The organism is Halothiobacillus diazotrophicus (assembly GCF_001663815.1).
GTDB classification, from domain to species: domain Bacteria; phylum Pseudomonadota; class Gammaproteobacteria; order Halothiobacillales; family Halothiobacillaceae; genus Halothiobacillus; species Halothiobacillus diazotrophicus.
In genome coordinates this window covers 1,550,288-1,570,699 of sequence record NZ_CP016027.1, presented here as the reverse complement: position 1 = coordinate 1,570,699, position 20,412 = coordinate 1,550,288, and the positions used below count along the sequence as shown (strand labels likewise).

Annotated in this window: 16 protein-coding genes; 6 read left to right on the top strand and 10 right to left on the bottom strand. The window is 59.9% G+C overall.

Annotation, left to right across the window (positions count from 1 at the left end; genetic code table 11):
* Positions 1–19: 19 nt before the first annotated feature.
* From A9404_RS06990 to A9404_RS06980, 3 genes are read left to right on the top strand one after another with little or no spacing between them, the layout of a single operon-like run.
* Positions 20–1,576 carry an NADH-quinone oxidoreductase subunit M gene (locus tag A9404_RS06990; protein ID WP_066102966.1) on the top strand — a complete coding sequence of 519 codons (1,557 nt, stop codon included), beginning with the start codon at positions 20–22 and terminating at the stop codon, positions 1,574–1,576.
* Positions 1,577–1,584: 8 nt separating this feature from the next.
* Positions 1,585–3,024 (top strand): NADH-quinone oxidoreductase subunit NuoN, encoded by a 1,440-nt coding sequence (nuoN, locus tag A9404_RS06985; protein WP_066099554.1) that lies wholly within the window; start codon positions 1,585–1,587, stop codon positions 3,022–3,024.
* 57 nt (positions 3,025–3,081) lie between these two features.
* Entirely contained in the window at positions 3,082–3,405 is a 324-nt protein-coding gene (locus A9404_RS06980; RefSeq protein ID WP_066099551.1) for a DUF2818 family protein, read from the top strand.
* A gap of 104 nt (positions 3,406–3,509) precedes the next feature.
* Here the strand turns inward: A9404_RS06980 and hflD are convergent, their stop codons facing one another.
* From hflD to A9404_RS06950, 6 genes are all read right to left on the bottom strand, one after another.
* A complete protein-coding gene (hflD, locus tag A9404_RS06975; protein ID WP_066099549.1) occupies positions 3,510–4,136 on the bottom strand; it encodes a high frequency lysogenization protein HflD in 627 nt (208 codons plus the stop codon).
* Positions 4,137–4,257: 121 nt separating this feature from the next.
* Positions 4,258–5,361, bottom strand: a complete 1,104-nt coding sequence (gene mnmA, locus A9404_RS06970) for a tRNA 2-thiouridine(34) synthase MnmA (protein WP_156521271.1) — start codon at positions 5,359–5,361, stop codon at positions 4,258–4,260.
* A gap of 25 nt (positions 5,362–5,386) precedes the next feature.
* The gene (locus A9404_RS06965) at positions 5,387–5,860 is read right to left on the bottom strand and encodes an NUDIX hydrolase (RefSeq protein WP_066099546.1); all 474 of its coding nucleotides are present in this window, start codon (positions 5,858–5,860) and stop codon (positions 5,387–5,389) included.
* 82 nt (positions 5,861–5,942) lie between these two features.
* A complete protein-coding gene (locus tag A9404_RS06960; RefSeq protein WP_066102963.1) occupies positions 5,943–7,064 on the bottom strand; it encodes a phosphoserine transaminase in 1,122 nt (373 codons plus the stop codon).
* 5 nt (positions 7,065–7,069) lie between these two features.
* Positions 7,070–8,320, bottom strand: coding sequence for an ATP-grasp domain-containing protein (locus tag A9404_RS06955; RefSeq protein ID WP_066099544.1), 1,251 nt, complete (start codon positions 8,318–8,320; stop codon positions 7,070–7,072).
* Between the two features lie 76 nt (positions 8,321–8,396).
* Positions 8,397–9,203 (bottom strand): rhodanese-like domain-containing protein, encoded by an 807-nt coding sequence (locus A9404_RS06950; RefSeq protein WP_231880980.1) that lies wholly within the window; start codon positions 9,201–9,203, stop codon positions 8,397–8,399.
* Positions 9,204–9,643: 440 nt separating this feature from the next.
* Between A9404_RS06950 and A9404_RS06945 the strand changes: the two genes are divergently transcribed.
* Both A9404_RS06945 and A9404_RS06940 read left to right on the top strand, forming a co-directional pair.
* The gene (locus tag A9404_RS06945; protein ID WP_066099541.1) at positions 9,644–11,350 is read left to right on the top strand and encodes a sensor domain-containing diguanylate cyclase; all 1,707 of its coding nucleotides are present in this window, start codon (positions 9,644–9,646) and stop codon (positions 11,348–11,350) included.
* 221 nt (positions 11,351–11,571) lie between these two features.
* On the top strand, positions 11,572–12,693 hold the full coding sequence (locus A9404_RS06940; RefSeq protein WP_082923021.1) for a cytochrome-c peroxidase: 1,122 nt from the start codon (positions 11,572–11,574) through the stop codon (positions 12,691–12,693).
* A 214-nt stretch (positions 12,694–12,907) separates the two neighbouring features.
* Here the strand turns inward: A9404_RS06940 and A9404_RS06935 are convergent, their stop codons facing one another.
* On the bottom strand, positions 12,908–13,477 hold the full coding sequence (locus A9404_RS06935; RefSeq protein ID WP_066099539.1) for a DsrE family protein: 570 nt from the start codon (positions 13,475–13,477) through the stop codon (positions 12,908–12,910).
* 309 nt (positions 13,478–13,786) lie between these two features.
* On the opposite strand from A9404_RS06935, the gene A9404_RS06930 reads away from it, so the two are divergent.
* Complete coding sequence (locus tag A9404_RS06930) at positions 13,787–17,308, top strand: AAA domain-containing protein (protein WP_197490293.1); 3,522 nt, start codon at positions 13,787–13,789, stop codon at positions 17,306–17,308.
* Between the two features lie 147 nt (positions 17,309–17,455).
* On the opposite strand, the gene A9404_RS06925 is transcribed toward A9404_RS06930, so the two are convergent.
* Genes A9404_RS06925 through A9404_RS13400 form a run of 3 tightly spaced genes read right to left on the bottom strand, consistent with a single transcriptional unit; the run spans position 17,456 to position 20,371 of the window.
* Positions 17,456–18,367: a hypothetical protein gene (locus A9404_RS06925; protein ID WP_066099537.1), complete on the bottom strand. Its 912-nt coding sequence runs from the start codon at positions 18,365–18,367 to the stop codon at positions 17,456–17,458.
* A 49-nt stretch (positions 18,368–18,416) separates the two neighbouring features.
* Positions 18,417–20,081, bottom strand: coding sequence for a S8 family serine peptidase (locus tag A9404_RS06920; protein WP_066099535.1), 1,665 nt, complete (start codon positions 20,079–20,081; stop codon positions 18,417–18,419).
* Complete coding sequence (locus A9404_RS13400) at positions 20,078–20,371, bottom strand: hypothetical protein (RefSeq protein WP_156521270.1); 294 nt, start codon at positions 20,369–20,371, stop codon at positions 20,078–20,080. Before A9404_RS13400 ends, A9404_RS06920 begins: the two co-directional genes overlap by 4 nt.
* Between the last annotated feature and the right edge of the window lie 41 nt (positions 20,372–20,412).

Here is a 20,412-nt window from a genome sequence, read left to right as displayed (position 1 = left end):
CGAGATGGACACCGGTTTCATGTTTTCTTCCTGGTTATCTTCCTGGTTATCTTCCTGGCTATCCTCCTGGCCGATCCTGAGCCTGATCGTCTGGTTCCCGATCGCGGCGGGTCTGATCGTGATGCTCTTCGGGGCCAGAAATACCCAATTCGCGCGCTGGTTCGCCTTCGCAAGCACCTTGCTGGTTTTCCTGATCAGCGCACTGCTGATCCCCGGCTTCCATACCGATACGTATGCCATGCAGTTCGTGGAGCAGGCGCCCTGGATTCCGCAGTTCGGCATCAACTACCACCTCGGTGTTGACGGCATTTCCCTGCCCCTGATCGTGCTGACGACGTTCACGACGGTGCTCGTAATCGTAGCGGCCTGGGAAGTGATCCAGGAAAAAGCCCACCAATACCTGGCCGCCTTCCTGATCATGGAAGGGATGATGAACGGCACGTTCGCGGCACTTGACGCCATCGTCTTCTACTTCTTCTTCGAAGGCATGCTGATTCCGATGTTCATCATCATCGGTGTCTGGGGCGGTCCGAAGCGCGTCTATGCGACCATCAAGTTCTTCCTGTACACCTTCCTCGGCTCGGTGTTCATGCTGATCGCACTGATCTACATGTACTTCAAGGGCGGCAGCTTCGCCATTCTGGACCTGCAGCAACTGCCGTTAACCATGACCGAGCAGATCCTGATCTTCCTGGCTTTCCTGATCGCCTTTGCCGTGAAAATCCCGATGTGGCCGGTGCATACCTGGCTGCCCGACGCACACGTCGAGGCGCCAACCGGCGGTTCCGTGATCCTGGCGGCGATCATGCTGAAGATCGGCGGTTACGGCTTCCTGCGGTTCTCGCTGCCGATCACCCCGGATGCCGCACATTTTCTCGACTGGTTCATCATCGCGATCTCCCTCGTGGCCATCGTCTACATCGGTTTCGTGGCACTGGTCCAGAGCGACATGAAGAAACTGGTCGCCTACTCGTCGATCTCGCACATGGGCTTCGTCACCCTGGGTCTGTTCATCATCTTCATGATCGCCACGAACCCGGCCAATACCGCGGGAACGGGCGTCAACCTGGCGCTGGAAGGGGCCATGATCCAGATGATTTCTCACGGCCTGATCTCGGCGGCGATGTTCCTGTCGATCGGCGTGCTGTACGACCGGCTGCACTCACGCGAGATTTCTACCTACGGCGGTGTGGTCAATACCATGCCCTGGTTTGGCGCGCTGGTCGTCGTGTTTGCGATGGCAAACGTCGGCTTGCCGGGCACCTCAGGCTTCGTCGGTGAATTCATGGTGATTCTCGCCTCGTTCAAGGCCAACTTCTGGATCGCCTTCCTGGCGGCGCTGACCCTGATCATCGGTGCGTCCTATACCCTGTGGATGGTGAAGCGGGTGATCTTCGGTGACGTGCGCAGCGACGCCGTCGCGGGACTGAGCGATCTGAACATGCGCGAAGGCTGGATCCTGGGCATCCTGGCCTTCCTCATCATTGTGCTTGGGATTTGGCCGAATCCGGTTCTGGATATCATGCACGCCACCATTGAACATCTTGCGCACCAAGCGCTGACCTCCAAGCTGTGATGACTGACATGAATGTGACTGACCTCAATCTGATGCCGGTACTGCCAGAGATCGTCCTGGCGGGGATGGCGTGCCTGATCCTGCTGATCGACCCGTTCCTGCCCCGTCGGGGCAGTTCGGTCAGCTTCACGCTGTCGCTGCTGACGCTCGTCGCGCTCTTCTTCATCACCCTGATCAACATGTCGCCCGACGTGCGCTTCAGCTTCGGCGGCATGGCGGTCAACGATCCGATGTCGGATCTGATGAAGCTCGCCGCCTACGTGGCCGTGGCTGCCGTTCTCGTGATGTCCCGGGGTTACCTGCGCGACCGGGGCATGGACAAGGGCGAGTACTACATGCTCGCGCTGTTCGGTCTGCTCGGCATGATGATCATGATCTCGGCCAACCATCTGCTGCTGATCTATCTGGGTCTGGAGCTGATGTCCCTGTCCATGTATGCCATGACGGCCTTCAAGCGCGACGACGGTCGTGCCTCCGAGGCGGCGATGAAGTATTTCGTCCTGGGCGCGCTGGCTTCCGGCATCCTGCTCTACGGCATGTCGCTGCTGTACGGCATGACGGGCGGCCATCTCATGCTGACGGATATCGCCAATGCGCTGACGACCACCGAGCCGTCCCTGGCGCTCAAGGCAGCCGTCGTCCTGCTCGCAGTCGGTGCCATCTTCAAACTCGGGATCGCGCCGTTCCACATGTGGTTGCCGGATGTGTACGAAGGTGCCCCCACTGCCGTGACGCTCTATCTGGCGACTGCGCCGAAGATTGCGGCACTGGCGATGGTCATCCGCCTGTTCGTCGATGGCATGGGTTCGCTCATGGTGGACTGGCAGCCGATCCTGATCATCACGGTCATGCTTTCGCTGGCCATTGGTAACATCGTGGCGATCGCGCAGACCAGCTTCAAGCGCATGCTGACCTACTCGACCATCAGTCACGTCGGTTTCGTGCTGCTGGGGATTCTGGCCGGCACGGCCGAGGGCTATTCGGCCGCGGTGTTCTACACCCTGGCCTACGTGGTGATGTCCGTCGGCGGGTTCGGCATGATCCTGCTCCTGGCGCGCCAGGGCTATGAGGCCGAGGATCTCGATGATCTCAAGGGGCTGAACGATCGCAGCCCGGTGATGGCGTTCGTGTTCCTGCTCCTGATGTTCTCCATGGCAGGCATTCCGTTCACCCTGGGCTTCTGGGCGAAACTTACCGTGCTTCAGTCGGTCGTAGGGATAGGCCTGTGGTGGCTGGCGGTGTATGCCGTCGTCATGTCGGTGATCGGTGCCTTCTACTATCTGCGCGCCGTGAAATACGTCTATTTCGACGCGCCCGTCGATCACGCGCCGGTCAACCCGGACTGGAACGTTCAGGGCATGCTCGTCGTCAGCGGATTGATCGTGTTGCTGCTCGGCTTGTTCCCGCGGGTTCTGGCCGGCTGGACAGCGGTCGCCTTCGGCAACTGACCACGGCTGCGACAGATTCAATCCACGACGCCCCCGCGTCAATCGGAGTAAGAACGGATGGTAAGCAACACCCTCGTACAGGGTTATATTCTGGTGATGTTGGTCCTGGCCAACCTGCCGTTTCTCAATCAGCGCATGTTTCTCGTGATTCCCGTGGCGGGTGCCGGACAGCGCAAGTCGTTCTGGATCCAGCTCGTCGAATGGTTCGTGCTTTATGCCGTGGCCATCGGCATCGGCCTCTATCTGGAGGACAGCATCGGTGGCATCCAGCACAAGCCCTGGGAGTTCTGGGTGGTGACGCTGTTCATGTTCGCGACCCTGGCCACCCCGGGCTTCATCTGGCAGTACCAGTTGCGCCGTCAACTGTGGCCGCATCGATAGTCTTCCGGGCACCCCGAACGTGAAAAAGGCCCTTCGTGGGCCTTTTTTCATGGGGGATCAGAGGAGCACCGACGCCTTAGCTTGCGCCGGGCAAGGGATCGCACTCAGGGGGGCGCGTTGCGCAGTGCCCGGACGGTCTTGAGATACTGTCCGCGACGAAGCAGCAACAACCAGCGATTCCCGCCCACCTGTCGCCAAAGCACGGTGGCGCGAATGCCGGCCAGCAGCAGGGCACGGATGCGGCTGGAGACCCGAGCTTCCTCAAGGAAACGCTTCTCGCCATTGACGACGATGCGGGCCGATAGCGTACTGATGGTTTCCCGATAGAGATGGTTCAAATCGGTCATCAGCGCATCGTCGATGCCGTGTTCGGTCATGGATGGCGAGAGGGCAGATAGACGCTGGTGCACGCGGGAGGCCATGGTCTCGTCCGCCAGAAAGGCCTTCGTGACGGCGATGAGGCTGACGGCGTAGCGGATCAACTCCGTATCGGCGGGCTGACGATTCTGCGCGGAAAGCAGTTTATGGAAGGTCTCCAGCCCGTAATCGATCGCGGCGACGCCCCCAAAGGTGTCGGCGGTATCCTTCGGGTCGAATTGGAACAGGGAACGGATGCTGGCCTCGAAAGCGGCGTCGTTTTCCACGCGCCCATGGTAGGCAAGTTCGCGGACGAGACGGCAACTCTGGAGGATGCCGCCGAGGGCGATGGTCTGGTCTTCGATGGCGTTCATGTTCGGCTCGGTGGGACGATGGTGGTCCAGGATCGGGACAGGGTCATGTGTGGCTCGTACGTTCGGCAACAGGGTACTTTCCCTGTATTCGCCGCCAAAGGCAAGTAGACACGCGGACAGCTCAAGCGACGGCCGTGTCGATGACCGCGCCGCCCAGGCAGATATCCCCGTCGTAGAAGACGATGGACTGGCCGGGTGTGATGGCCCGTTGCGGTTGATCGAAACGCACCTCGATCCGATCCTCGTCGACCACCGCCACCGTACAGGCCTGATCCGGCTGCCGGTAGCGGATCTTGGCCGTCAACCTGGCTGGAAATTGCTCAAGAGGGTTGATCCAGTGCACCTGTTCCGCGCGTAGCGCCGAGGCGTACAGGGCCGGATGATCCTGTCCCTGGGCAACGATCAGCGTATTGTCGGTCAGATTTTTCCCGGCCACGTACCAGGGCTCGTCGCCCTGATTGCGTAGCCCGCCGATGCCCAGCCCCTGACGCTGGCCGATGGTGTGGTACATGAGGCCCTGGTGGGCGCCGATCACGACGCCGTCGACCGTGACGATGTCGCCGGGTTGCGCGGGGAGGTAGGTCTTCAGGAAGTCGGTGAAGCGTCGCTCGCCGATGAAGCAGATACCCGTCGAATCTTTCTTCTTGGCCGTCTTGAATCCCGCCTGTTCGGCCAGTTGCCGAACGACCGGCTTTTCGAGTTCGCCGACCGGAAACAGGGTGGCGGCCAATTGCTCGCGATTCAGGGCGTGCAGGAAGTAGCTCTGATCCTTGTTGGCGTCGCGACCCTTGAGCAATCGCACCGGATCATGACTGACCCGGGCATAGTGGCCCGTGGCGATGTAGTCGGCCCCCAGGGTCCGGGCGTGATCGAGGAAGGCCCGGAACTTGATCTCCCGGTTGCAGAGGATGTCGGGATTCGGCGTGCGCCCGGCCTGGTATTCGGAGAGGAAGTGGGCAAACACCCGATCCCAGTACGCTTGGGCGAAATTGACGAAATGGAATTCGATCCCGAGCTTGTCGGCCACGGAGAGCGCGTCGAGCATGTCGGCCTTGGCGGCGCAGTATTCCTCGTCGTCGTCGCCCTCCCAGTTCTTCATGAACAGGCCTTCGACCTGATAGCCGGCCTCGATCAGCCGCAGGGCGGCCACGGATGAATCGACGCCGCCGGACAGGCCGACGATCACGCGGCATTCCTGGGGCGGCTTCACGGGGGCGGGGGGCATGGCGTTCGTCATTCGGTCTACAGGATCATTCGGTGAAGGCGTTCAGGACGGACAGCGGGAAGCGCTGGCCGGCCAGGAAATCGTCGATGCAGCGTTCGACGAAGGGGCTGCGCAGGTCGGCGCGCCGCGCACGAATTTCGTCGTGCGTGAAAAACCGGGCTGCCAGGATGTCGGGGTCGAGGGCACCTGAATCTGGTTCGGGGTCGACGTGCCCGCAGATGGCGACACGCAGGATCCGCGCTCCTTCGCTCGGGTTGCTGTGATAGATGCCGAGCAGGGCTTCCGGGTGGAAGGCATGGCGGGTTTCCTCTCGGACTTCGCGGATGACCGCCTCGATCAGGGTTTCCCCCGGTTCGACATGGCCGGCGGGCTGGTTGAGCCGGACGCGGCCGTCGATACGTTCCTCGACCATCAGGAAGCGTTGCTCGTGCCAGATCATGCCGGCGACCGTAACGGCGGACAAAGGGCGGTGACTGGCAGCGGGCGTGGGTGTATTCATCCGGGAATTATACGCCGCCGCAGTGGGGCCATGCCATGCATGTGGGGATCAGGGCCAGAACGCTGGGGCGGGGCCGTCGGGATTATCTGCCGTGGCGTTTCCGGAATTCGGCCATGAAATCGACGAGACCCGCCACGGCCTGTTCCGTCAGCCCGTTGTAGAGAGAAGCGCGCACGCCGCCGATCGCCCGGTGCCCCGTGAGGCCGAAAATGCCTGCCTGCTGTGCTTCGGTGAAGAACAGTCGTTCCAGTTCGGGCGTGGCAAGGTTGAAGGCCACATTCATCAGGGAGCGATCCGCCGTGGCCGCGCGGCCTTGGTAGAACCCGTCGCTGGTATCGAGGAATTCGTACAGCGCCTGCGCCTTGCGCCGGTTGATTGCGTCCATCCGTTCGAGACCACCGATATCGTTCAGCAGCCAGCGGGTGACCAGCAGGACGACGTAGATCGCGAACACCGGCGGCGTGTTGTAGTTGGAATGTGCCTTGATGTGGCTGCGATAGTCCAGGAAGCCGGGCAGGTCGTCCCGGACGTCCTGCAGCAAGGCATCGCGCACGAGGACCACGGTGACGCCGGCCGGGCCGATGTTCTTCTGCGCATGGGCGTAGATCAGCGAGAACCGGTCCGCTTCGCAGGGCTTGGAAAGAAAATCCGAGGACATGTCGCAGACGCGCGGAACATCGTCCCGACCCAGGACGCGGTGGAACTGGATGCCTTCGACCGTTTCGTTGGATACGTAATGGATATAGGGGGCGTCGGGCGAGAAATCGAGTTCTGCGTCGCTGGGGAGACGGCGATAGCTGTCCGCCTCGCCACTCCAGAGCGTACGGATCGGGCCTTCTTTTCGGGCCTCGGTCAGCACCTTGCCGCTCCAGTAGCCCGTGAGGAGATACTCGGCGGGCACGGTCTTGCCGTGCAACAGGGTCATCGGCACCATCGAGAATTGCTGGGTGGCGCCGCCCTGGAGGAAGAGGACGTGATAGTCGTCACCGAGGCCGAGCAGGGTGCGGATATTGGTTTCCAGTTCCTGGACCACGGCCGCGAACCAGTCCGATCGATGGCTGATACCGAGAATCGACAGTCCGACCTCGGGAACCGAGACGATCGCTTCCTGCACCTGCTGCAGCACCGATGCGGGCAGCGCGCCGGGGCCGCCGGAGAAATTCCGTTCGTTGTTCGGGTTGAGGGCGGGGATGGGCTGGGCCATGTGCATCAACTCCCGGCAGTCGTCTGGTGGGCGATGGCGCGCCGGGCGATCATCTGTTCGAACGCCGCCTGCACCCGCTGGATATGGGCCGGCTTGTACGGGAAGCGGTCGAGCGGGTCCATGGCATGCACGACCATGACGTGATCGATCTCGAAGATCAGCAACTGGCCGTCCGGGGTTTCGCCGCCATCAAAGCAGACATAGTCCAGACCGCTGCACTCGTGGATTTCGGCAAGTGCCGTTCGGTGGCGGGCAACGAAGGCATCGAAGTCGGCCATGAAGGCTGCTTCCTCCGCACGTTTGGCGGGATTGTCGTACATGCCGGCATTCAGATAATGGATCATCCAGTGGTCGGAGATGGCCATATGGCAGATGAAGGGTTCGCCATCCACCAGCGCCACACGGAATTTGCGATACAGGCCATCGGACCATCGATAGTCGATGAATGGGGCGATGAACAGCCGCTGCGCGGGGACTCGGGCCAGATAATCGTGTAATTCGCCCGGTGTCGCGATGCGTTCCAGATCCCGTCCCGCGTGGGAGTCTTGCGGGCGAACGATGATGGGGTAAGCCCAGTCGGGATGGCGGCGGCCCAGTTCCTGCTCGGACTGCGCGATGGCAATGAGTTCCGCCCGATCCACTGCCAGGGTCGGTGGCATCAGCAGGCCCGGAATCCCTTGAAGCAGGGCACTGGCCACGCTGCGTTCGGTATGTGGAATGAATCGGGGGGCATTGATCACCGGGCGCGGCCAAAGGGCCAGTTTGTCCTGAAGGAGGTTCAGCAGCTCCTGGTGTTCCGGAGCATAACCCAGTGCGACCATGACCGCGTCATGTTCGGGGATGGGCTGCGCGAACGGCGCATTGGGTGCGGCGTAGTAGTAGATCAGTTCGATGTCGGTGGTTTCGAGGAGGCAATCCAGCGGCGTGTTGGCGGCGATGTCTCCGGCCACCATGATCATCAGCAGGCGAAAGCGGGTGGGCGGACGCGTCGCTGCCCGATGGAACACCCGTTGAATGAGCGATAGGGCCTGATCCTGGATGGATAGCCCCATTTCCCGTTGTTCCAGACCGAACATCACCGTGGACAGGTTCATCCACAGATTGGCGTTGTTCGAATCCTGCCCCAGCGCTTCGAGCATTGCCTGCGCGACGGGTCTGAGATCCTGCCCCTCGATGCTCATGCGCAGAAAGGGCGCGAGCCCCATGAATTGGGTTCGCGCACGCTCCAGAATCGTATTGGCGTCGGGTAGGGTCATGCGTGTTGTCGGGGGCTGGATGATGAAACAAACGCATCCGGGCCGGAGCCCGGATTCACTCGGCGCGATGGCCGGGTTACTGCTGCATGGCGTTGATCAGGGATTGCGCGCCACCCTTCACGAACCAGTAGTTGGTCACGTTGTTGGCCCGCAGGAGGTACTGCAGCCAGCGGACCTGCTTGCCCTTCACGTCGACGAAGTACAACGTCCGTCCACTTTGCTTCGCATGCAGAATCGTTTCCTTCAGCTTGGCGGGGTCGGTCAGCGGAATATTGATGTCGCGCATCTGGAACAGGGAAATGCCGGCACGTTGCCAGGGATCCCGGATGTCGATGATCACCGCCTTGGGGTCGGCGTCCGTCTGCGCAATGACCTTGTCGGCACTGAGCAGATGGGCCTTGAAATTTTCGTCGGAAATGAGTTCGCTCGCCGATTTCAGCGGTTCGCCGTACAGCAGCGTGTTGGCGGGGTACTTTTCCGCCATCGAGAGAATGCCGTCGGCAAAGACGTAGGTATTCGGATCGCCGTCTTCCTGCATGCGAATAGAGGAACGATGGGCCATGGCGCACATCGGGCCGTTGCAGTAGAACGCCGGGGGTTTCTTGGTCTCGGCGATGATTTTCTTCACCTTCGCATCGAATTCGTTCTTCGGCAGGACGAACGGCACGCAGTAGGCGCCCTTGACATGCAGCACGTCGTAGGAGAACTGGGATCGGACATCGATGATGGTGTATTTGCCGGGGTTCTTGGCGAGTTCATCCGTGGTCACGTATTTGAGATTGAACGAGGCATACAGATCCTTGGGGGGCGTCTGGGCCACTTCGGTCACGGCGGCATCGTCTTCGGCCTGCACCGCTTGTCCCATCGTGAGGGCAGCCATCATCACGGCGCCAATCAAGACCCTCTGCAAAATCATAAAACCCCCTAAACGCATCCAAACAAGTAATGGGCCGTCCGTGTCCGGCCACGGCTATTCAAGTGCCCGCGGACTACTGGCCACCGTACGCGTGGCCGCAACCAATGGTTTCGCCCCCCATAGTAATGTTTGAATGGGGAATTAAGCTAGGGTCTTGTGATAATTCATTGGTCGACTATTTATCAGGTGTCGATTTTTCTCCCGTTCGATCGACGGGACGGGCTACCGTCAGCCGCCCTCGGCACTTGCCAGCCGCGGAATTTCGGTGCGGTGGGGTATGATGCAGCCCATGAAGAGAACCGCACCCGAGGGTGGATCAACGGGCATGGCGATCGTGCCCGTCAGGACCGCCACCGGTATCCGCCCCACGCGCGCCCCCACAGCGACGAAAATTTCGTGACGTGCTCATGAGGTTTTGGGCCGTCCTGTCGTTGCTGATCAGCCTGGTGTCCGGCAATGCGGCCTTGGGTTCGGCGGTGGGTTCCGATCCGGTGGATGTGGCGAACGCCCGCCCGGATATGCCCATTGGCACGCACATCGCCTACTACCAGGAAACCGGTGGGCGCATCGACCTGGATCAGGCCATCGATGCCTACCGGCGGGGGGCGTTTACGGAAAGTCGCCGTCCGGTCCTGGACTTCGGCATCGGTGCGCCGGCCGTCTGGCTGCACTTCGTTGTGGATAATCAGGAGTCCGGGGCGCTTCTGCGTCGGCTTTCCATCGATATCCCCTGGCTGGACTGGATCGATGTCTATCTCCGGCGGGATGGCCGTACGACGGGCACCTACCACATGGGCGATCGCCTGCCGTTCGCCGAACGGCCCATCGACAGTCGATTCTTCGCTTTCGATCATGCCTTCGAACCGGGGCGCACCGAGATCTTCGTGCGGATCGCCACGCCGGATCCGATGGTGGTGCCGATTTTCCTGACAACCGTCGCCGAAGCGGACGCCCAGACGGAATTCCAGAGCTACAGTTACGGTTTCCTGTATGGTTTCCTGCTTGCCCTGCTCATCTACAACGCAATGTTGTATGCCGGACTGCGGCAGCTTCGTTACCTGCTGTACTCGGTCTATCTCGGCCTGTTCATTCTGATGAACATCGCCTACACCGGTCATGGGTTTCGTTGGTTGTGGCCGGATGACACGGTCTGGGCGCAGTGGTCGCAACCGACCTTGATGGTGTCGTATGCGGCGAGCGGGTTGCTGTTCGGTTTGAGTTTCCTGAATACGCGCGTTCATTTCCCCCGGTTGCACAAGTCCGTTCTGGGATTGATCGGCGGTGTTGTGGCGCTCCTCGTGCTCACGATCCTGTTCGACGATCAGCGCGATGCCCTGTTGCTGGCATTCGTGTTCGTCTGCCTGTTTACCGTGATCATGCTCGGCGTGGGCGTGGTTTCCGTACGGGCAGCCGTGCCGGCGGCGCGCTATTTTCTGTTGGCCGCTTTCGCGGCGATGGTGGGTGCGGCCCTGACGGCATTGGCTGTCTGGGGGATGATCCCGTTCAACGAATGGACGTTCCGGGCAGCGGATGTGGGGCTGATGCTCGATGCGACGCTGCTGGCCCTGGCGCTGACCTACCAGTTCCGGATGGGCATGGTGGAGAAGTCCCGGGCCGAGGCGCTGGCGCGGGTGGATCCGCTGACCGGTGTGAACAACCGCCGGGCATTCACGGATATCAGCATGCCGGTCTGGCACTTTGCGCAACGGCACGACTGCGCGATGTGCGTGATCCTGCTGGACCTGGATCATTTCAAGCGCGTTAACGATCGTTATGGTCATGCCGTCGGTGACGAAGTTTTGCGTTCGGTGGCGGGCCTGCTCCAGCAATCCATTCGCGATCATGACGTGCTGGCCCGTTGGGGGGGCGAGGAATTCATCCTGTTGCTGCCGGAAACCCGGCTTGGCGAGGCGGTGACGCTGGCCGAACGCATGCGGGCACTCATTGCCGGGCACACGATGAACTATCAGGGCGTCTCACTCACGATTACCGCAAGTTTCGGGGTGGTCGAGCGCACCGAGAGGCATCCCACGCTCGAAGCATTGATTTCCTCTGCCGATTCCTACCTCTACGCCGCCAAGGGCAAGGGCCGAAACTGCGTCAGCCACCCCTGAGCTGATGCGACTTGTCCGGTCAGCCTTCCCCGTTCTGTAACAGGTGGGAAACGCCTGTTACCGGGGGGACATGGATATGGGCAGATGTTCATGTGCATACCCGTGACAACCCGGTCTCTGCTGTCTATTCCTTGATGCATCGATGCTTTTCATGCCCGTCGCAAGGCGGGGCTTTGCCATGGCGAAAAACCCTGCGGCGCAGGGGCTGGAGGAGTATGCAGATGAATCCGATCGAGTTTTCCGTGGGCGCAAGGCTGGCGCGAGCCGCCCTTCAGGTGGTGTTGGCAAGCGGGCTGGGCGGGGCGTTTCCCGTTCTGGCGAATTCGTTTCCCGCCAAGGTTCCCGTACCGGCCGACAACCCTATGACGCCCCAGAAGGTGGCTTTGGGCAAACAGCTCTATTTCGATCCCCGGCTCTCCTTGTCCGGGGATTTTTCTTGCGACACCTGTCATCGGGTAATGGGCAACGGCAGCGATGGTCTCCCGCTTTCCTTCGGAGTGATGGGCCGGGTGGATGTGCCGCGGCACACGCCCACGGTGTACAACGCGGCCTTCAATACCGTGCAGTTCTGGGACGGCCGCGCCAAGAGTCTGGAGGATCAGGCCAAGGGGCCGCTGATGAACCCGGTGGAAATGGGGATGCCCAATGCCAAGGCCATCGTGGATCGGCTCGAACAGATTCCGGGGTACCGGAAGGAATTTGGCCTGGTATTCGGCCAGAAGGACTCGATTTCCCTGGAACACGTCGTGCAGGCCATCGCCACCTACGAGCGGACCCTGATTACGCCGGACAGCCCCTATGACCGCTACATGGCCGGCGACAAGAAGGCCATGAACACTGCTGCCGTGGCCGGCATGCACGACCTCCATACCATGGGTTGCGCTGCTTGCCATGCGGGCATGATGTTCGACAACCCCGGGACGAAGATGGGGACCGGCTTCTTCCAGAAATTCCCCTTGCAGGCTCACAACCAGGAATGCGTGGCCTACGTCCACAAGTATGATTTGGACAAGGATCCGGGGCGATTCAATGTCACGAAGAATCCGGCCGACGAACATGATTTCAAGGTGCCCAGCCTGCGCAACGTCGCGCTGCGGGCACCCTATTTCCATAATGGCTCGGTGGCCAGCCTGCCGACCGCCGTCCGGATCATGGCTGCCTGCCAGTTGGGCAAATCTCTGTCGGACAAGCAGGTTCACGACATCGTGGCCTTTCTGGGCGACCTGACTGGTAAGTTCCCCAAAGAAACGATGCCCCGGCTGCCGCAAACTCCGGGCAAGGCCATCATGATGCAGGTCGCCAAGCTGGAAACCGCTTCCGAAGCCCTGAACAATCCCAAGTAAATCCACTTCGAATTCGATCCCATGGCCCCGCTTCTGCGGGGCCTTTGTCATTGCGCAGGTTTCTGGGGGCAGGGTGGGGTTGCAGGCTGGAAACGGCCCGCTTCATCAACCGTACGGCCAGAAAAAAACGGAACCGCAGAGGTTCCGTTTCCTAATTCCCGTGATTCGGGCCGGATCGCCCGGCCTGTCCGGACAAGGTCGATGCGGCCCGGGTTTACATCCGCATCAGTGCATAGCCCTTGTCCTGCTCGATGATCAGGGTCGACAGGGCGGACATGGCCACCTTGATCTCGGGATTGACCTCGGATGGGGTAAAGCCGTTGTCCGCCAGGGCATTGCCGCAGACCATCAGCCGTACGCCCGCCTTGTGCAGGTCGTCGATCACCTTCAGGTTCGGGTTGGGATGCCCGTATTTGGCCTCGAAGGCCTTGTTGTCGAGCGCGATCGCCGTGGCCGGACCATGGATGATCACGATGAACTTCATGTGATCTTCGGGTACTTTCGCCGCGGCGAACACGTTCACGGCGCGTGCCACGTGGTCCAGGCTGCCGTTGAGCTTGTCCATGGACTTGGTATGCGTCACGTCGAACAGGGCCTTGTAGGTCGTGCCCGGTTGCGGTCGATCAATGGCCTGCGGCCAGACATGCACGGGGCCATAACCGGCGATTTCCGGGTACGACCAGAAGCCGGCCGGATGCTCGGCCGCCGCCAGGGCTGCCGGTGCAGCCAGTGGCGACAGAACGCTGGCGGCCAGGATCAGTGCGGATAGTTTGTTGATGTTCATGATGCGTCACTCCTCGATCAAATGCTGTCGTTGCGACAGATTTCAGGTAGATGGCTCGAGGTTCGATATCCTTAATATTAGTTATTGCTAATAATTAGGATATGATTTCATTTTGGTCAAGCGGGGCAAGCTTAGATCACAGATCACTGTTATCCATTCGGCGCATAAAATTTCTGGGGATATAAATAGTGCTGGCCATAACCGAGGGTAGCCGATTCTTCATCAGTGGTATGTCCGACACAAACAAGGTTGACAATAAGGGTGTGATGATCGAACTCGAGTTCTTGATGACCGATGAAACTTATGAGCATGATGTCCAAAAATCCAATCCGTGCCACTGCTACAATGGAAAAACATGCCGCCTATTGGCGTCACTCGCTAGCCGACGCTGAACTTGGAAAAGGTGCTTGGAGAAGGGCCGACCTCGACAAGGAATGCACCCCGCAGCCGTCGGAGTCGCTGACAAAAGGCATCCTCGATGAGGATATATTGGCAGCCCTGTTCAAAGGTGAGCCCGAGCACATCGAAACTGTCGATCTCATCATCAGACCATGGGCGTTCATGCGGCAGATCGTGCATGGCAAAGGTCTCGGTGGCGGGTTGCCTGAGATCGTTACCCCGCTATCGTGCACTGTTCGAGCCAATCGCTCTGGCGAGATGTTGCCCTCCGGCAAGACTGTGTTTGCGCGCGACATTCTTGATCCTGTTGATAGAGGGGCATTTGCCATCGGCCAAGTGTCGGCGATGGATGAAAACCTGACCCAGCATGGTTATACGGTCAATCCTGAAGAAGACCGTGCGCATGCCGTGATATGGAAGGAATACCTGGACTACTGCAACCAATTCATGAGCGCAGTCATCGGGGATTGGCCTCAAGCATCTGACAAGTATACGAAGGCCGCCACTTGGTATCTGAAGAAGGTGGACATCACGGGTTCGCCCAGCAAGCACATCATCGCTGTCTACGACGACATCTACCAGACGACGCCAGACGCCCCGCTGTTTGTCACCTATGCGCTTGACCACGCCACACCGGATGAGCCTTGCCTTGCATCCGAGGCTACCTTTGACAGGCGACAGGCCCATTCCGGCGATGAACACCCGCTGGCCCAGGCCCAGCGTGACGCGCTTTCCCATCTGATGATTTCCATCCCCGGCGAGATCGTTGCGGTCAATGGGCCACCAGGTACTGGGAAAACGACGATGCTGCTATCCGCTGTGGCTTCCCTGTGGGCGCAAGCAGCTTTACAGCAAGGTGAGCCGCCCGTCATTGTCGCGGCCTCGACGAACAACCAGGCTGTGACCAACATCCTTGACGCATTTGGCAAGGATTTTAAGGCTGGCACAGGCCCCTTTGCCGGGAGATGGTTGCCTGGCATCAAGAGTTTCGGCGCGTATTTCCCTTCATCCAGCAAGCTCGCCGAGGCCGCCGCCAAATACCAGACTCCGGGTTTTTTCGACGCCGTTGAAACCCCGGATTATTTTGCGTCGGCGAGCGAGGCGTTCATCACCGCCGGCAAACAAGCTTTTCCGAGTCTGGCCAAGACAGATGTGTCCAGTATCGTCGAGTCGCTACACGCCGAACTGCGCACGGAAGCGGCCAAGCTCTCTCAAATGGCGTCTACCTGGACCAAGTATCAGGCGGAAGAGTGCAATGTTCGTAATACGCTGGGGACTGAGCCTTACGCCACATTAGATCATCTCAAGAACGAAGCGGCGCATGACGAAACCTTGGTCAATGATGTACGAAAAGCTCTTAAACGCTGGAATGATTACCTCGCCAGCGAGTCATTTTTGTTGACGCTGTTCAGTTGGATTCCCGCCGTCGAAAAAAAACGCGTTGCCATGGCCCGGAGAGAACTTGGAGCGATGGGTATCGCCATTGACGACGACATCCGTTCTGTGGACTCAATCAGTGATCAACTGAACGGCCAGGCAGCGGAGTTGGCCGCAGCAGCGAGTAGTAGTGCTGCCCGCGCCATGTCGGCGCAGCGGATCATTGACACCTTTGAAATGGCCTATCGCCACTGGAAAAGCTCCGTCCGAGAACTTGAAAGCGAGGAGCACCCCATCAGGACATTGACGGATGCTGACCGAAAAGTCGATACGACCATCCGTTTCCGGATGTTTCTGCTGGCAACGCACTATTGGGAGGGACGTTGGCTGCTGGAGATTGAGAAGTTGGGCACCCAGCTTGAAGAGTTGAAACGCAAGAAAGGCCGGCAAGTCGTCATGGACCGGTGGCGACGACGCATGATGCTGACCCCCTGCGTCGTCAGCACGTTCTTCATGCTCCCGACCCACTTAAGGTGCACACGCCATGACGGAGAAGGATTCATTGATGAATACCTTTACGACTTCGCCGATCTGCTCATCGTCGATGAGGCCGGACAAGTTTTGCCCGAAGTGGCGGGAGCCTCGTTCGCTTTGGCGAAACGGGCATTGGTCATTGGCGACACGCTGCAAATCGAACCCATCTGGGGAATGCCAGGCCCCGTTGATGTCGGCAACCTCATTTCCGCAGAAATCATGTCGCCAGCATCGCCTCGTACAGAATTTGAGCGTCTGCGCGAGCTTGGCATTACGGCATCGTCAGGCAGTGTGATGAAGATCGCCCAAAACGCATCCCGCTACCACTATGACCGCGATCTGGCACGCGGCCTTTTTCTGTATGAACACCGCCGTTGCCTCAGCGAAATCATCGAGTACTGCAACCAGCTTTGTTACCACGGGAAGCTGATTCCGAGCCGCGACGAGAACGAATATCCATCGCAGGTTGATCTCCCTGCCATGGGGTATCTGCATATCGACGGCATGTGCACGCAGGGAAACTCGGGAAGCAGGCAAAACAAGGTAGAGGCCGAAACGATTGCTGCATGGATCTCAGATCATCGTGAGATGCTGGAGCGGGCCTATGGCGAACCGCTACACAAAATCATCGGCGTGGTCACCCCCTTTGCCGGCCAAGCTGGGCTCATCTCGGACGAATGCAAGAAGAGGGGTATCGCAGTCGGTTCCGGCGAGTCATCGATGACCATCGGCACTGTTCATGCACTCCAAGGTGCGGAGCGACGGGTCATTGTGTTCTCCCCGACGTACTCGAAGCACGCGGATGGCGGCTTCATCGACCGTAATACGAGCATGTTGAATGTGGCGGTTTCTCGGGCCAAGGACAGTTTCCTGGTCTTTGGGGACATGGACATGTTCAATCCCCGCTTGAAGTCACAACCTCGGGGTTTGCTGGCCACGTATCTTTTCCGCAGCATGGGTAATGAATTGATCTTCCCACCGGTTCAACGTGTGGACATCGCTGACATGGGCGCGGATATCCAGGTGCTGCACGATGCCGAAGAGCACGATGCATTCCTGAGGGAAGCCATTGAATCTGCCAAGCGCGAGGTAATGATCGTCACGCCCTGGTTCAAGCAGGAAAAGCTTTCGACCTCCGGCGTTCTGGACTCGATGCATGCAGCGATATCGCGCGGGGTGAAGATCGCGATCTATACCGATTTGGAATTCAACCGTGGGAACAAAAGCACGGATCAGCAGGACGCGAATGAGTGTGCTTTGATAGCAGCCAAGGAAATCCTGGCATCCTCTAAAATCCAACTGATAATCGTCAATAAGGTCCACAGCAAGATTGTTGCCTGTGATGACGATCTTCTATGCATCGGATCATTCAACTGGTTTAGTGCGGCCAGGGACGGGGTTTGCAAGCGGCTTGAAACCTCGATGTGTTACAAAGGCAAGGCGGTCAGCAACGAAATAAAGATTAACCGTACCAGCCTTCAGGCGCGGGTGATAAATATTCACCCCCCGTCTTCCGTTTAGACGGCGTTCTGATCAAGGTTATTTTCTGATTTGATCAACGGGCTCCGATATATAAGGTCATTGATCGAGAGGGCGCTGGTTTTAACTCAGCTATTGGGCTCGGAGTAAAAAACCCCTTTTCAGCCCGATGAGTGGGGCGTATCCGGCTTAAATCCGTGCCCCATAGATGAACAATAGGCCGGCATCGTGGCTCAGGCCCGGCGAGTTTGCCGGGTTTTTCACATAAATCAGGTTCATGCCGATCTTGGCGTTCTGATTGAGCCGGTGGGTCATGCCCAGTTCCCAGTTGATCTGGCGGATTCCGGGGTTGAGGACGATGGTGGGGGTGTTGTAGATCACCGCGCCGTTGTCGGTGCGGCCGATGGCGAGCTTCATGCCGAGATCGCCGCCGGTGACGTGCAGCGGCTGGCTGACGGCGAAGGCGACGGCATTGACGTTGTTGCGCCAGCCGATGCCGACGGCGGACTGGTTCAGGCGGGCGTCGATGCGCGTGAGGATGGAATCGGCAAACCGCGATTGGGCCGTGCCCTGTCGGTAGGTGGCAAAGGCCTCGAACCGATTTTCGGCCGCCTTCATCGAAAATCTTAGGGATAGCCCATGCAGTCGGATGCTGGCGCCGTCGGCAGTGCTGAATCCGCCGCTGCCGATCGCGCCGAGGAAGCCGCTGGATTCGCGGGCGCGAATTTCTTCGCCTTGGATCTGAAGGTGGTCGCCGATATTCGCGCCAAGTGCGAAAGCGTATTGATCAATCCGATCGTACGACCCCATCTGTACGGCCGATCCGGTACCGGACCAGACCTGGGTTTTAGCGAATACGACTTCATTGAATTTGTGGGTGGTGCCGATTCCGTCCGCCTGATAGACCATGCCGGCCAAGGGATTGGCGCCGTTGACGGTGACCAGCGCGACCGGTAGATCCGCGCCCACGGCGTCGGGCAGGGCCTTGCCCCGCGTAAAATGGAATGCGCTGAATGCCGTATCGTTCGCACGATATTGGACATAGGCCATGGTGGGACGGCCATATCCGTCATAGTCGATGACCTGATCGACGGCGAACATGGCGGGAAATCGCTCCTTTCCTGACTCAGGCGGTTGAGTTAACAGCGTTTCACTGATTTTCGAAGGCCGTAAACGATGACTGATCCTTGTTCATGAATCCATCGATGAACCCCTGCATTTCATAGCCCAGAGTTTGCGTGGGATCGGTCACGGTGTCGATAGCCGGGGCGACATTGAGCGTGTAGTTGCGGCCGATCGCGTCGAACCCTTGGATGCCGGTGGATTCGGCGCGTACCTGTTGCTGAATCGGTGCGAGGGCGGCGGGAACCACCAGGTGAGCGGCCTGCGCCGGCGCCGTTTTCGGGTTGCCGTCAGCTCCGGTGGGGACGCTGGCAGCCGTCGTGGTTACGACCACCCCGGCCGGCGCCAGCGCGGCCGGCAGATCCAGGCGGCCTTGGCCGAAATAGTAATTGCCGCAGTTCAAACTACCGGATGCCCCGCAGGTGTGGATATTCCACATGGCGTTGAAATTCTTGTCGGCGGTATCCAGCAGGCGCTGCTGCACCTGCGCTGGGGTCATGAACGACCAGTAGGATTTAAGGGTCGCGGCGGCGGCCGTGACGACGGGCGCCGCCGAAGAGGTTCCGGAAAACGAGCCATAGGCGGTATTGCTTGTCGGATCCGCGCCGGTATTGGTGCCCGGCGCCGTGATGAAACGCTTTTGTACGTTGGGATCATCCCCCGCGAAGTTCGAATAGGAAGCCAGATTGTTCTGGCTGCTGTCCAAGGCCCCGACGATCAGCGTCAGCCCATAGAGCGGGTTGCTGGTGGACCAGGTGTTCTGGGTCTGATTGGTCGTCGAGAAATTGAGGGTGCTGTTGCCGGCGGACACGATCAACCCCATGCCCTTGTTGATGACGTTCTGGTACTGCGCGTACTGCGCGTCGGTGAGATTGTTGATGCCGGTCTGCCCGGCGGCGCGCTCGGAGGCCACCTGATCGGCCAGTAATTTGTAATAACTGACCGGGTCGAGTCCGTAACTCAGATTGGCGAAGCTCATGCCCTTAGTGGCCGCATCGCCGAAGCCGTAGGCTACGGTCACGGAGCTGGCGGTCGTGGTGTCGGTGATTTTTTCGATGTACAGGCTCGAATCGCCGGAGTAACCGACATTGGCGCCGCCGATCACGCTGGCCACGAAGTTGCCATGGGTGGACTGCCCGGACGCATAACTGTAGTCGCCGGTGTTCTGCTGGGAGGTGGTTCCAGTGAGGGTGGGGTAGGCATTGTTCAGGGCCGCCGTGGTATTGATGCCGCCGCTGACGATGGGGCCGCCCACGCCGTTCTTACCGCCATTGCCCGTGAATTCCTGGTGGGTGGTGTTGATCCCCGAGTCCAGTACGGCGACACCGACGGATTGTGCGGCGGCGCCGGCATAGTTCAGTGTTGCGGTAACCCGGGCCGAATTGGTCGGCGCGCCGGGTGATGGGGTGAGGGTGGGGCCAGGTGTCGGAGCGGGCGTCGGAGCGGGCGTCGGAGCGGGCGTCGGAGCGGGCGTCGGAGCGGGCGTCGGAGCGGGCGTCGGAGCGGGCGTCGGAGCGGGCGTCGGAGCGGGTGTCGGAGCGGGTGTCGGAGCGGGTGTCGGCGCGGGTGTCGGGACATAGCTGCCGGGATCCGGTACGGACGAGCCGCCCCCTCCACCGCCGCAGCCTGTCAGCACCACCGTGAATGCGATCACGAATCCGATTTTCGGTTGGATGCCAGATAGGATGCTCATTGCGGATTTCCTTGAAAGGTTGAGGGAGAACAGGCGTGTTCGTCCAAAACATATTGCCCTTGGGCGTTGCGAAACCAGATGGCGTTGTCCACGATGATATGCTTAGCGACCGGTTTCTTGGTGTACATCGCGCAGCCCCCCGGTGTCGTGCCTACGCGCTGCCAGACGAAATCGAGCGGGGCGTCAGCCTGACCGGCGCGTGTGGACGGCTGGTCTACCGAGCATCCGCAACAGAGCAATATGGCAAAACCCAGAAGGGAGAGGCGGGGCGTGGGCGCATCCAGTCGCATGAGCGGGAACTCCTGTTCGTTGTGCGGGCAACCGGTTCGTT

What these genes read in the sequence shown, in the direction of transcription:
- A9404_RS06990 (WP_066102966.1), top strand. Translation starts at nt 20, where the DNA reads ATGTTTTCTTCCTGGTTATCTTCCTGGTTATCTTCCTGGCTATCCTCC.
- nuoN (WP_066099554.1), top strand. Translation starts at nt 1,585, where the DNA reads ATGAATGTGACTGACCTCAATCTGATGCCGGTACTGCCAGAGATCGTC.
- A9404_RS06980 (WP_066099551.1), top strand. Translation starts at nt 3,082, where the DNA reads ATGGTAAGCAACACCCTCGTACAGGGTTATATTCTGGTGATGTTGGTC.
- hflD (WP_066099549.1), bottom strand. Translation starts at nt 4,136, where the DNA reads ATGAACGCCATCGAAGACCAGACCATCGCCCTCGGCGGCATCCTCCAG.
- mnmA (WP_156521271.1), bottom strand. Translation starts at nt 5,361, where the DNA reads ATGCCCCCCGCCCCCGTGAAGCCGCCCCAGGAATGCCGCGTGATCGTC.
- A9404_RS06965 (WP_066099546.1), bottom strand. Translation starts at nt 5,860, where the DNA reads ATGAATACACCCACGCCCGCTGCCAGTCACCGCCCTTTGTCCGCCGTT.
- A9404_RS06960 (WP_066102963.1), bottom strand. Translation starts at nt 7,064, where the DNA reads ATGGCCCAGCCCATCCCCGCCCTCAACCCGAACAACGAACGGAATTTC.
- A9404_RS06955 (WP_066099544.1), bottom strand. Translation starts at nt 8,320, where the DNA reads ATGACCCTACCCGACGCCAATACGATTCTGGAGCGTGCGCGAACCCAA.
- A9404_RS06950 (WP_231880980.1), bottom strand. Translation starts at nt 9,203, where the DNA reads ATGATGGCTGCCCTCACGATGGGACAAGCGGTGCAGGCCGAAGACGAT.
- A9404_RS06945 (WP_066099541.1), top strand. Translation starts at nt 9,644, where the DNA reads ATGAGGTTTTGGGCCGTCCTGTCGTTGCTGATCAGCCTGGTGTCCGGC.
- A9404_RS06940 (WP_082923021.1), top strand. Translation starts at nt 11,572, where the DNA reads ATGAATCCGATCGAGTTTTCCGTGGGCGCAAGGCTGGCGCGAGCCGCC.
- A9404_RS06935 (WP_066099539.1), bottom strand. Translation starts at nt 13,477, where the DNA reads ATGAACATCAACAAACTATCCGCACTGATCCTGGCCGCCAGCGTTCTG.
- A9404_RS06930 (WP_197490293.1), top strand. Translation starts at nt 13,787, where the DNA reads ATGATGTCCAAAAATCCAATCCGTGCCACTGCTACAATGGAAAAACAT.
- A9404_RS06925 (WP_066099537.1), bottom strand. Translation starts at nt 18,367, where the DNA reads ATGTTCGCCGTCGATCAGGTCATCGACTATGACGGATATGGCCGTCCC.
- A9404_RS06920 (WP_066099535.1), bottom strand. Translation starts at nt 20,081, where the DNA reads ATGAGCATCCTATCTGGCATCCAACCGAAAATCGGATTCGTGATCGCA.
- A9404_RS13400 (WP_156521270.1), bottom strand. Translation starts at nt 20,371, where the DNA reads ATGCGACTGGATGCGCCCACGCCCCGCCTCTCCCTTCTGGGTTTTGCC.